Below are 12,682 nucleotides of genomic sequence, written 5' to 3' on the forward strand. Positions count from 1 at the left end.
ATAATGAAACATAGAAATACGTATACATTTGCAATAGTGATTACAGTTCTGCTTGTAATTGCATTTATAGTTGCAGGAACAGTTGGAAAAACTGTTGATGTAGAAGCGATTTTACAATATAAAATGCAAAATGCTTCTTGAAAAGAAATTGAAGGTATGGATCAATTAGCTAAAAATGTTAATTCACCACTTTCACTTGCTTTCTTCTTATTTGGAGTTGGAGGAATTGGAGAATTAGCGGGAACACCTGGTTGATTTGGACTAATGGTATTTACAGTAACATCAGTAATAATAATTCCGGCTTTATTAATCTTTTTTGTAGCTCTTTTATCTGTTTTATCTGTTTTATTTGGAGTTGAATTTGTAAGAAGAGATGCAGAAGTTAATAAAATTAAAATGATAGGTAAATGAGGTATGTATGCTGGATTTGCAGCAACTTTCTTATTTGCTTTGATTGGAGTTGTATTATTCTGTTCAATAGAACAATCTTTAAAACAAGACTTAAATTTTAAATTTAATAATTATGATGCATTTGGAATTATGACATTCCTTACTTTCTTATCAAATGGTACTGTTTTTGGTGGAGTTAAATCAGAATTATTATCTAACGAGCATGTAATTTCATCATTGAATGCAGGTATTACTTTCTTGGTTGTTTTACTACCTATGGCAGCAATTGTAATGATGGCTTTTGCCTCAATGTACATTGGTGTATTTATTTCAAAAAGAGAAAGTAAAACATCAAGATTCTTTAACTGATTGAAAAATATTAGAATCGATTCATTAAGAGACTATATTAGTTTAAATATTAAAAATCCATGAATTTGAATTTTATCATTAACATTTATTGCAACAGTTATAATACCTGGGTTTGTTCATCCATACCAAACAACAACACAAATTCTAATTTCAGCAATAAATTTAGTATCAATACCATTGGTGTTTTCTCCAATGATAGTTGGTTACTTTATGGCAAAAGGAATCAAAAGATTCAACTACAACATGTTAATGTTTGTTCAAATAATAATATTAATGGGAGCAACATGAATATTCCAATTAAATTCATGAATTTTCTTAAAGGATTCAATGTTCTGAAATTCATGAATGAGTGCATTTATACCATTTAGTACTTGTACATTATCATTGGTATCAGCATTTGGATTTATTAAATTCTCAGACAAATAATACGAAAGTATTATTTTTTTTGTCTAAATTAAATTAATTGACTTAAAATATAGTTGTTAGGAGTTAGAGAGATGATACTAAAGAATACAAAAATTGTTTTAGAGAATAACATCATTGAAAATGGATGAATTGAAATCGAAGACAAAAAAATAATATCAATTAATGAAGGAACAGCTGATAAAGATGGCGTTGATCTTGAAGGTAATTGATTGATGCCTGGATTCATAGATTGTCATGTTCATGGTGGATATGGAGTTGACTTTGAAAGTGGAAAAATTGAAGCTTTTGAACAATTTTCAAAAAAAGTAACTCAAGAAGGAATCACAAGCTATGTACAAGGCAGTGTAACAAACTCTAAAGAAAATAATGAGAGATACCTAGGGGAGTTCTCAAAATTTATGAAAAATGATATGATTGGGGCAAAATGCTTGGGTATACACCTAGAAGGTCCTTTTATATCTAAAGAAAAAAAAGGTGCCCATGAATTGTCTCTTTTAGAAGACCCAAATATTGAATCACTAAAAAAACTTATTAAATATTCTGATGACAATATAAGAATTGTTACTTATGCAGCTGACTTGCAAGATGGAAGTTTTACTAAATTTATGTTAGAAAACAATATATTACCTAGTGTTGGACATACAAATATGAGTTTTTCACAATGTGAAAAAGATTATGAATTGGGTTTTAGACATGTAACCCATCTATTTAATGGGATGAGTGGGGTAAGTCAATATGAACCAGGACTTGCTTCATTTGCTTTATATAAAGATGATATTTTATGTGAAGTAATCACAGATGGAATTCATATTGAAAAAGACACTTTAAAGTTAATTTATAAGATTAAAGGTCCTGAAAATATTTGTATTATAACCGATGCTATGAACGCAAAGGGTTTGGATGATGGTGAATACAAATTAGGAAATCTAGAAGTTATTAAAAAAGGTATGAAAGTATTTCTAAAAGAAAGTGGTGTTTTGGCCGGAGCTGGAGCAACTTTTGATCATAATATCAGAACTATGATCGAAGCCAATCCTGAAATAAAAATGACGGATTTAATAAAAATGACTTCAATAAATATAGCAAAGCAATTAAATATTTTTAATAAAACAGGAAGCATTGAGGTGGGTAAATCTGCTGATTTGGTAGTTTTAAATAAAGAAATGTCAGTAATAAAAACATTTGTAGAAGGAAAGAGTGTATATGAAAGATAAAATTAACCCAAGAAGTTTTACAATGACAAAATTCTTGTTGACTTTAGGATTAATTTTAAATTATACTATTTCATTGGTTTCCTTTATTGATGTTTTTAAAGGAAATGAAACAAATTTACTATTATCAACAAAATCATTTTTGATAATTCAAATAATGTTATTAATTTTTTCTCTTATTTGTTTTTTTGTTTTTTTTCTTGTTAGAAGAGATATAAACAAGAAAATAGAATACAAGTACAATAACAAGGAAAAGAAATTAATTTATATAATTTGTCTTTTAATAACTTTAATTTTTTTAATAACATTTATAAATATATTAATGTTCACATTTTTATTTGAAAAGATAGAAATAATGATAATTATATTATTAGTAACACAAATGATATTTGGTATTACTATTTCTATTTTAGAGAGTTTCTCAAGACTTTCTGAACAAGTTATAGTTAATCAAATTTGATTTAAAGATGAGAGTAAAAACGAAGTTAAAAAGTCAAAGACTAAAGTCTTGGATAAAAAGGAAGACTTTAATCCATTTATGCAGGAGGAAGACAATGATTAAAATTGGAACAATAGGAACATCTTCTATAACAGAACAATTTGTTGAAGCTGCAATTAAAAATCCCAACTGCAAAGTTACTTGCTGTTATTCTAGAGATAAGTCTAGAGCTCAAAATTTAATTAGAAACAATAAACTTTACGCAAAAGCAGTTGATAACTTTGAACAAATGCTAGATGAAGTAGATGCAATCTATATTGCTTCTCCAAACGGGTTACATTATGAACAAGCGAAATACTTTTTGACACAACAAAAACATGTTTTGTTAGAAAAACCATTAACTTTATCTTTTAATGAAGCTTTAGAGTTATTTGAAATTGCAAAAAGGAATAATGTTTTTTTAATGGAAGCATATAAGACTTTCCACACACCTCAATTCGGACACTTATTTCAATTTGTAAAGGATTATCAACCATTTATTGCTAACTTAAATTTGAATAAGTATTCATCAAGAATGGAAAAAATAAAAATGGGACATTATGATTCTGTTTTTGATTTCAACTTAGGTAAGGGTTCTACATATGATTTATTAATTTATCCAGTAGAATTAAGCATTGCTCTATTTGGACCTGTTGTTGAAGTAAAATCTATGGGACAAAAAATATTGAATGGTAGTGGAATGAATGATTGTGTAATTTTAAGACACGAAAGTGATGTACTTACAAATATTGTTTGTAGTAAGGCAAGTAATGGAAGAGTTCAAAGTGAATTGCTTTCAGATCTTGCAACATTAACTTTTAAAAATGTTATACAATTAGAAGAGATAAGTTTTTACAACACTAACTCTAATGAACAACAGTTACTTCACAAAACAAATGCAGATAAAGATTTGTTTGAATTTGAATTAACAGTATTTTTAAAAATGATCTATGAAAATGATTTCAATTTAAGAGATTATTTATTGGACATTAGTTGTGAAACAGTTAGAGTATTAAATATTGTTGAAAAAAATCAAGAAAAATCAGGAGATAACTAAAATGAATTTAAATAAATATATTGACCACACTTTATTAAAAGCAGATGCTAAAAAAAGTGAAATTGAAAAAATATGTGCTGAGGCAAAAGAATTTGATTTTGCAACTGTGTGTATTAATCCAGGGCAAATTACTTTTGCTAAATCTTTATTAGAGGGAACAAATGTAGGAATTACAACAGTTGTTGGATTTCCTTTAGGTGCAACTACAAGTGAAGTTAAAGCATTCGAAACTAAACAAGCAATTGAAAATGGAGCTACAGAAATTGATATGGTAATCAATATTGGTGCTGTAAAGGATGCTAACTGAGATTTAGTTTTAAATGATATGAAAGCTGTTAAATCGTCTGCTCCTAATAACTGTGTAAAAGTTATTTTAGAAAACTGTTTGTTAACAAAAGAAGAAATTACTAAATGTTGTGAACTGGCTCTTGAAGCAAAATTAGAATTTGTCAAAACTTCTACAGGCTTTTCAACTGGAGGAGCTACTTTTGAAGATGTTGCTTTAATGAAATCAATTGTTAAAGATAATGCAAAAGTTAAAGCTGCTGGTGGGGTTAGAACTTATGATGATGCAATCAAAATGATTGAAAATGGAGCGGATCGTTTAGGAACAAGTGGCGGGGTTGCTATTGTTAAAGGTGAAGAACACAAAAATGGTTACTAGATAATGAAAAGGTTGCTTTAAAAAAGTGCCTTTTTTTGGTATAATATAAATAATGTATTTATGCTAAGGAGCAAATTTTCATGAAAAGACACGGTTTTGAAATTGATGATTATAATTTACCTGCATCAGTTAGAAAAAGAATAGATGATTTAGTCGATTTAAACATTAACCCATCAACAATAAATTTAATTACAGCTGAATTTTCTGCTTCAAGCGATGATGTTAAAGAAAATATCGGAAGATATATAGCAAGACTTCTAGAAATAGAAGATTTTGTTATTCAACAATCTCATGATAGAAGCCAACAAATTGGAGCTGGTTTAAACTTAAAGCACCAAATGGGTGCTAAAAATCGTCAAACCAATTTGCTTAGAATTCAACAAATATTTTTAAAGAATGATCAGGAAAATGAAAGAGTGAACAAGACAAAACAAAGAGCTCAAGAAATTAATGCTTCATCTGAACCTTTATTGGATTTTAAACAAGCTATGGTTATTAATAATGATGAGGAATTGAGTGAAACGGTCAAACTTCAACAACTTGCGAATAAAAGAAGAAAAATTGAACTTGCAATCATAGAAGAACAAGAAAAAATAAAAGTTGCTCAAAGACAATATAAGAAAGCTAAATTAGAAGATGATGATATAACCCAAGAGTTAAAACTTAATGTGGTTAAGTTCGCAAATAAAAGATTAAAGGAAATATCAGAAGCTATTCAAACTTACAAAACAGTTGATAAAATTCCTGATGAAATTATAGATAACAAATCAAACAAAAAAGATTTTTTAAATGAAAATGATAAAACTAATTTTGAAAAACTTCAAAATGATATTAAAAATTTGAATGAGAAAAAAAGTAAAACAGGAAGTACTCAAACATTAGAAATAGATTTAGAAACTTTCTTTGATGTTCCAGGATTTGGTCCTGAAGATAGTTATGAAGCCATAGAATATCCTAAATATTCAAAAAATGTAGAAAAGGCAAGTAAAAAAGTTCAAGATTCAAAAAAAATTAAGACCAAAAATGTCAAAGAAAAAAGTCAAAAAGATGTAAAAAAAAATAGCCAATCAGAATTAGGAGAAAATAAGATCGCATCTAAAAATTCTGAAGCTGAAAAAATAATCAAAAAGATAAAGAAAAAATCCAAAGCAAAAGACAGACAAATTGAAAAAATAAATAAAGAAAAAGAAGATATAAAAAAAGAACTTACAAAATTAAAACAAGAAAAGAAAATCCAAGAACTTAGAGAATTAGAAAACAAGAAGAAAAAACTTAATGAAAATTTTGAAGAAAATGTAAAAAAAGAAAAAAGAAAAATAGAAACAACTTATCAAATTTTAGAAAAAAAATGAAAAGCTGGAACTGTTTCCCAATCTTTAAATTCAAAACAAAAAGCATTTAATGCTGTAAAGACAATAAAAGAAAAATCAGAAAAAATTGAATCAAAAAATGATAAAAATATTAAAATCGAACAACCCAAAGTGATAGAAAAATCGAAATCAGTTGAGCAACCAAAACTAATTAAAGAAGTAAAAGTTACTAAAGAATCAAATCAAGAAAAAATAAAAGTGACTGAAAAACCTAAAGTTATAGAAAAACCAAAACAAGTTGAGCAACCCAAAAAAGTCGAAGAATCAAAATTTGTAGAACAAACAAAGCAAGAAAAGATTTCATTTTTAAATAAAGGAACAATTTCAGCTGAAGTCAGAAAGCAGAATATTTTTGAAGAAGATGAAAAAAGGATTTCTTATTTAGAAAGAAAAAAAGCTTTAAATATAATAACTTTTGAAGAACTTAACGAACTTGAAGTAAAGAAAAAAAGAAATAATCATGTCTCTAGTAAAGTGGACTTAAGAAAATTTAAATTAATTAAAAAATATTAACAATAAGAAAACTCATAATTTGTTTTCTTTTTTTATTATAATCACTATAAAGAGAGATAAAAATATGAAAATCAAATTAGTTCATCCAAACTTAAATTACAAAACTAATATTTTAGATTCTTTAGAACAATTAAATATAATTGATAAACCAAATGGACCTATACCTGGTTCTTCAAATATAAATGGTTACAGTACTATAGAAGAGTGATTAGAATTTATAAACACAAAAGACACAGAAACTGTATTAGTACCGTTTTTACAATACATTGCCTTAAATGAACAAAATGATGTTGTGGGCTTCTTAAATATAAGACTCTCTCTAAATGAACATTTAATAAATTATGGTGGTCACATAGGTTATTGTGTTACTCCAAAGTTTAGAAATCAAGGAATAGCAGATCAGTTGTTAAAAGAAGCAATTAAAATTTGCAAAGAACATGATATAAGCGATATATTAATAACTTGTAAGGAAAGCAATTTATATTCAGAAAAAGTAATAATAAAAAATAATGGAATTCTAGAAGATATAAGAAATGACGGTTGTTATAACTTTAAAAGATATTGAATAAAATCATAAGTCTCATTTTGTAAATAAAATATGAGGCTTTTCTTTTATGCTAAAATAACGATATATAAGGTGGTTTAAACATGGAAACAAAACAATTTAAAGGGTTTGATGTATCTTGATACACTAAAAATAAATTAAAAAGTTTTCTTAAAAAATTAGGATCAAGTTTTGGTTTTGTAATAGTTTTAATGCCGCTATTTGGAATAATTTATTCAATAGGGAATGCATTTCAAGTCAAAGTAATGCAAGATATTGGTAAAATACTCTTTGCAAATATTGGTATTTGATTCGCATTGGCTATAATAATTGGTTTCACTTCAAATAAGGGATCAGCTGTTTTAGCTGGAGTAATTTCATATTTAGTTTTTAATGTTTTTATAGCTTCTTTTATCTCTGATGGAGATAAAACATATTTTAATATTTGATTTTGAAAAAAATTACAAAGCTCAGCGTATTTAAGTGATTTATTTTTTGGTGGAATAAAAACTTTTAATTCTGGGGTTTTGGGTGGTATTTTAATAGGGACTTATGTAACATTAATATTTAATAGATTTAAAGATACAAATTTGCCAAAAGGTTTAGAGTTCTTTGCAAAAGAAAGATTTGCAATAATTTTAAGCATTATTTGTTCAATTGGTTTTGCATCAATTTTTATAATAATTTGACCTCTAATAGGTTATGCATTGATTTTTTTGGGAAATGGTGTTGCAAAATCACCAATAGGTATAGATTCATTTATTTTTAGAATAGTACAAAGAATGTTGATTCCTTTTGGTTCTAGTTTGCTATGGCAATCTCCTATGTGATATTCACAAGTTGGAGGGAGTTTAATAGAATATCAACAAGACTTATTAATTCAATATTTACTAAGAACACAAAGTGATCAATTAAGTGCTGAACAAGTAATTAATTTAATTGGTTTAGCTAAAGTTACTGGGCAAGAAAATATTACAGAGAATATTTTAAAAGTATTAGGTTCTGAATTTGACAGAAATATAATAGATAATTGATTTAAAAATACTACAGATATATTCTCAGCAACAGGAGATCAACTTATTTGAAGTGCAATTGTTGGAAATTCTTACATTACAGCTGATGATTGTTGAAATGTTGGTTTCAGAGTAAGTAGATTTATTTCTGGAGGGTATGTTAACTCGATTTTTGTACTACCAACACTAAGTTTTACAATGTTATTTTTAACTCCAAAAGGTGAGAGAAGAAGTAAAATGGGTATGTATATAACGGCAGCACTAAGTGCAATGTTAATAGGAGTAACTGAACCAGTTGAATATTTATTTTGTTATTCAATGCCATTATTTTATTTTGTGATATATTGTCCTTTTAATGGAATTATTGCAGCAATAACTTCATTGAGTAAAGTAAAAATAGGAACATCATTTTCTACTGGTATTTTTGATCTTACTTTAAGTGGTGTAATACCAACAATAAAAGGTTCTGATACAAAGATATATTTAATTCCAGTAATTGGTGTAATCTCTTCAATTACAATATTTACAATAGCTTTCTTTTGATTTAGATTTTTTGAAAGAAAAGAAAAAGCAATGAATATAGCAGCTATAAATTTAAGAGACTCATTGCACTTATTGATTGATGAACTTGGAGGTATTAAGAATATTAATAAATTTGATTTAATAGAAAATAATTTAAAGATATCATTTAAAAGAAATCCTGAAGCATCTAAATTACTTAATAATTTTGATTTAATCAAAAAAACAGAAGGGGAGTTCAATCTTGCAATAAGAGATGATAAATTAGAATTATTAAATTTAACAAAAGAAGTTATTCTATACAAACAAAAAAAGGATTAACAATCCTTTTTTTAAATATTTTTATCTATTATTTTTAAAATTTTAAATGCAACTTCGCTTTTTCTTAATTTTTCAAATTCAATAACTTCATTACCTTTTGCTAATAAAATCTTTACTTGATTATAATTAGATTCCATTGCTTCTGTTAAATTGACAACAAGCATATCTAAATTTTTTTCTTTTATCTTATTTCAAGCCTTTTCAAGATTAAAATCATTTGCCAATGAAAAACCAACTAAAAATTGCTTTTTCTTTTTATTTCCCAGTTCTTTTAAAACATCAATAGCAGGAGTTAGGTTAATTTTTAAATTTTCTTCAGTACTTGATCTTTTATCTATTTTTTTATCTTTATAATTTTCAACTTCAAAGTCATATAATGCAGCTGAACAAATAACAACATCTGAATTATCAAAATTTTTAATCATTTTATCTAACATTTCTTGATTTGTTTTTACATAATAATTGTTATGATCTTCTAAAATGGGAATTAATGTGTCTCCAAAGACTGTTTTAAGGCTCTTTGAGTTGTTTTTTAATATATTTATTAATTCCATACCCATTTTGCCACTACTTGCGTTTGTAATGTATCTTACTTTATCTATATAACTTCTTGTTTTACCTAAGTTTATTAATACTGTTTTTTTACTTAAGTTTTCAAATTTGTATAAGTGACTTTCAACTATTTCAACAACTTCAATTGGCTCTAAAGCTCTACCAATACCTTCATGACCACTTGCTAATCTCCCAAATTTTGGTTCAATTCATTCTACTCTTTGTGTTTCTAAAAGAATTTTCTTATTTTTTTCTAAAATTGGATTTAAATACATATTTGTATTCATGCTTGGGAAAAGAATTGTTTCATAGTTTGAAACTGAAAAAATTAAACTCGCCATATCATCAGCAATTCCACTAGATATTTTTCCAATATAGTTATAACTTGCAGGATAAACAATGTTTAAAGTGCTTTCAAAAGCTAATTTAATATGATCTCCATAATGATGATTATCATAAAAATCATGATCAAAAATATTTTCTAAGTAATCTAATCCACTAAAATCTACAAATTTTTTAGCATTTTTAGTTAAAATTAACCTAACTTCATACTTTTTAATTAATAATTCATATAATTCTCTTGATTTACTAGCAGCAATTCCACCAGTTACTATTAAATTTATTTTTTTCTTCATAATTTATCTTACTTTCAAAGTTATTATCTTACTTTTTAACTTATTTTTTTAACTTTTTTTAATTTTTTTGTCTTTTTTATTGCAACAAATTAAATAAGTATCTATAATTATTTTTGACTAGGAGTTGAAATAATGGCAAGTGTTGTTGTACGCGAAGGTGAACCAATCGAAAAAGCATTAAAACGTTTTCAAAAAGTAGCTGCTTCTAATAAATCTGAAGCAAGAAGACGTGAATATCACTTAAGTAAAAAAGAAAAACGTATTTACAAACAAAAACAAAACAGAAAATTTGGATAATTCCAATTTTTTTTTTAACTTTTTATGTATTTTTTTGTTTATTATTAACAATTAATATATAATATATTTGTTTAGATAGTATTTAAGGGGGCAATTATGGCAGCAAAAGGTACACCAAAAAACTCAAAAACAAACGCAATTCAAAGTTTAAGAACAACAGGATCAAGTAAGAAGATGACAAGTGGTAAAGCATTTGAAAGACCTAAGTTACTTTTCAATGAAAGTGTTTCTAAAGTTGAATTGTTAAGACAATCAAACTACTTGTCTTCAACTAAAAAAACTAAAACTGGAAGAGATCTAAGTGCATTACCTCCAGGAGTTAGAAAATCAATTGAAGAAAAAGAAAGAATTGCAGCTGCGTTAAGTTTTGGTACAAGTAACGATATTGAAGATATCAGAAAAAGATTCTTGATAGAGAAAAAACCTCTAACAAAAGCAAGAGCAACTGAAATTAGAGAAGAAAGAATGAGATTCTTTCAAAACAATATTGAAAAATCAAAATCAGGTAAAAGTAAATTAAACTCATTAAATTATGGTTCTGATAAAGATCCGATAAGAAAAATGAGAGAAGAAGAAATGGCTAGAAATAGTAAAAAAGTTCAAGATTCTGTAGCTGCAACTAAAATTAAGGCAACTGGGAAATCAAAAATTACTAAAGCTGCTTCAACTGCTAAAACTACTACTAAAAAAACTACATCAGCTGCTAAAAAGCCAGCTGCTAAAAAAACTACAGCAAAAAAATAATTATATAAAAGAAACCAAATTTGGGTTCTTTTTTTTATTTTAATCGATTAATTGTTTGAGGTGATTTTATGTATTATTTGAAATCAAAAATAAAGGACTTTAATGGTGAATATATAACTGTAGAAATTAATGGAATTGGTTATAAGGGTATTAAGATGTTCAAAGAAGAATTGTTAATAGATCAAGAAATATTAATGTATACTATCAAATATGAAAATGATTATATAAACGAAATATTATTTTTCTTAGAAATAAAAGCAAGAGAAATATGTGAAATAATTTTGAATATTAAAAATATTGGAATAACTACAATAAAAAAACTGTTTACAAATCTTAATTATAAAGAGGTTATAAAAATTTGTAAGGAACAAGATATTAACCGGTTAATGGTTTCTACAAAATTATCTGAATCAATCTGCAAAAAAGTTATTCAAGAAGTTAGAAGTAAATTATTTAAAGTAAAATATAATTCAAAGCAAATGAATATTATAAACACATTAAACAAACTTGGATATAAAATATCAGACATTTATAAATCAATTAATAAAATTGATTTTACTTTAAGTGAAGACTTAATTCTAGAAAGAGCCATTTTAAATTTAAATTCATATGGAAAATAATATTTTTAGACCTTCATGTCTTGATGAATTTATAGGACAAAAAAATATAATTGATAACTTAAATGTCTTTGTTCAGTCAGCTAAAAAGAGGCAAAAGAATTTAGATCATATATTAATATATGGTGCATCTGGTCTTGGTAAAACAAGCCTGGGGCTCCTAGTTTCTAAAATAATGAATAAGAAAATATATATTTTAAATGGACCCAGTCTTCAAAAACCAAGTGACATAATCTCTCCATTAACTGCAATCAAAGAAAATGAAATATTATTCATAGACGAAATTCATTCTGTTTCAAAAGAAGTATTTGAAATACTTTATCCCGTACTTGAAGATAACAAGTTGAATATAATTATTGGAAAAGATTATAATTCTAAGGTTGTTAACATTAAAATACCAAATTTTAGCTTGATAGGTGCAACCACGGAGATTAACAAACTCGCAACACCTTTTATTAATAGATTTCCAATATCATTTCATTTCAGGCATTACAATGAAATTGAAATTTCTGAAATTATAAAAATAAATTGTAAGAAATTGAATGTTAATTTAAAAGAGGAAGTTATAAATTTTATTTCAAAGTTTTGTCAAAACACTCCTAGAATAGCAATTAATTTGTTAAAAAGAATTTATGATTACATAATCATTTCTGATATAAAAGAATTGAACATAAATCTAATTAAAGATATTTTTAATAAAATGGAAATATACGATTCAGGTCTAAATAGTCAAGAAGTATTGTATTTGAAATTAGTAAATGAACATAATTATTTAGGAATAGAAACTATACAACAAGTTTTAGGTTTATCTCAACAAATTATAATTAAAAACATTGAACCCATATTAATTAGGAATTTTTTAATTGAAAAAACAATTAAAGGAAGAAGGATAACTTCTAAAGGAAAAGAATGACTTAAAAATAATTTGTAAAAACATTTACTTTATTTTTTAGCTAATTAAA

General features: G+C 26.0%; 13 protein-coding genes. 12 read left to right on the forward strand and 1 reads right to left on the reverse strand.

What is annotated here, in order from left to right; translation table 4 throughout:
* Window positions 1–3: 3 nt before the first annotated feature.
* The 8 genes from scm1 (at window position 4) to SMONO_RS02055 (ending at window position 8,875) form a co-directional block, all read left to right on the forward strand.
* Window positions 4–1,185, forward strand: coding sequence for a motility-associated protein Scm1 (gene scm1 / locus SMONO_RS02020; protein WP_101780691.1), 1,182 nt, complete (start codon window positions 4–6; stop codon window positions 1,183–1,185).
* 71 nt (window positions 1,186–1,256) lie between these two features.
* Complete coding sequence (nagA, locus tag SMONO_RS02025) at window positions 1,257–2,399, forward strand: N-acetylglucosamine-6-phosphate deacetylase (RefSeq protein ID WP_101780692.1); 1,143 nt, start codon at window positions 1,257–1,259, stop codon at window positions 2,397–2,399.
* A complete protein-coding gene (locus SMONO_RS02030; protein ID WP_101780693.1) occupies window positions 2,389–2,958 on the forward strand; it encodes a hypothetical protein in 570 nt (189 codons plus the stop codon). The genes nagA and SMONO_RS02030 overlap by 11 nt, the downstream gene beginning before the upstream one ends.
* Entirely contained in the window at window positions 2,951–3,931 is a 981-nt protein-coding gene (locus tag SMONO_RS02035) for a Gfo/Idh/MocA family protein (protein ID WP_158637895.1), read from the forward strand. Before SMONO_RS02030 ends, SMONO_RS02035 begins: the two co-directional genes overlap by 8 nt.
* Before the next feature lies 1 nt (window position 3,932).
* Complete coding sequence (gene deoC, locus SMONO_RS02040; protein WP_101780695.1) at window positions 3,933–4,595, forward strand: deoxyribose-phosphate aldolase; 663 nt, start codon at window positions 3,933–3,935, stop codon at window positions 4,593–4,595.
* Window positions 4,596–4,675: 80 nt separating this feature from the next.
* The gene (locus SMONO_RS02045) at window positions 4,676–6,478 is read left to right on the forward strand and encodes a hypothetical protein (RefSeq protein WP_101780696.1); all 1,803 of its coding nucleotides are present in this window, start codon (window positions 4,676–4,678) and stop codon (window positions 6,476–6,478) included.
* A gap of 64 nt (window positions 6,479–6,542) precedes the next feature.
* On the forward strand, window positions 6,543–7,055 hold the full coding sequence (locus SMONO_RS02050; protein WP_101780697.1) for a GNAT family N-acetyltransferase: 513 nt from the start codon (window positions 6,543–6,545) through the stop codon (window positions 7,053–7,055).
* Between the two features lie 71 nt (window positions 7,056–7,126).
* Complete coding sequence (locus SMONO_RS02055) at window positions 7,127–8,875, forward strand: PTS transporter subunit EIIC (protein ID WP_101780698.1); 1,749 nt, start codon at window positions 7,127–7,129, stop codon at window positions 8,873–8,875.
* Window positions 8,876–8,886: 11 nt separating this feature from the next.
* On the opposite strand, the gene coaBC is transcribed toward SMONO_RS02055, so the two are convergent.
* Window positions 8,887–10,062 carry a bifunctional phosphopantothenoylcysteine decarboxylase/phosphopantothenate--cysteine ligase CoaBC gene (coaBC, locus tag SMONO_RS02060; protein WP_101780699.1) on the reverse strand — a complete coding sequence of 392 codons (1,176 nt, stop codon included), beginning with the start codon at window positions 10,060–10,062 and terminating at the stop codon, window positions 8,887–8,889.
* 132 nt (window positions 10,063–10,194) lie between these two features.
* Here coaBC and rpsU point away from each other — a divergent pair, with 132 nt between their 5' ends.
* The 4 genes from rpsU (at window position 10,195) to ruvB (ending at window position 12,651) form a co-directional block, all read left to right on the forward strand.
* On the forward strand, window positions 10,195–10,359 hold the full coding sequence (gene rpsU / locus SMONO_RS02065) for a 30S ribosomal protein S21 (protein WP_101780700.1): 165 nt from the start codon (window positions 10,195–10,197) through the stop codon (window positions 10,357–10,359).
* A 96-nt stretch (window positions 10,360–10,455) separates the two neighbouring features.
* Complete coding sequence (locus SMONO_RS04310; RefSeq protein WP_101780701.1) at window positions 10,456–11,103, forward strand: hypothetical protein; 648 nt, start codon at window positions 10,456–10,458, stop codon at window positions 11,101–11,103.
* Window positions 11,104–11,171: 68 nt separating this feature from the next.
* Complete coding sequence (locus SMONO_RS02075) at window positions 11,172–11,723, forward strand: Holliday junction ATP-dependent DNA helicase RuvA (RefSeq protein WP_101780702.1); 552 nt, start codon at window positions 11,172–11,174, stop codon at window positions 11,721–11,723.
* On the forward strand, window positions 11,713–12,651 hold the full coding sequence (ruvB, locus tag SMONO_RS02080; protein WP_211277588.1) for a Holliday junction branch migration DNA helicase RuvB: 939 nt from the start codon (window positions 11,713–11,715) through the stop codon (window positions 12,649–12,651). The genes SMONO_RS02075 and ruvB overlap by 11 nt, the downstream gene beginning before the upstream one ends.
* Window positions 12,652–12,682 lie beyond the last annotated feature (31 nt).

The sequence above is a fragment of the Spiroplasma monobiae MQ-1 genome, assembly GCF_002865545.1.
In the GTDB taxonomy this organism is placed as follows: Bacteria; Bacillota_I; Bacilli_A; order Mycoplasmatales; family Mycoplasmataceae; genus Spiroplasma_A; species Spiroplasma_A monobiae.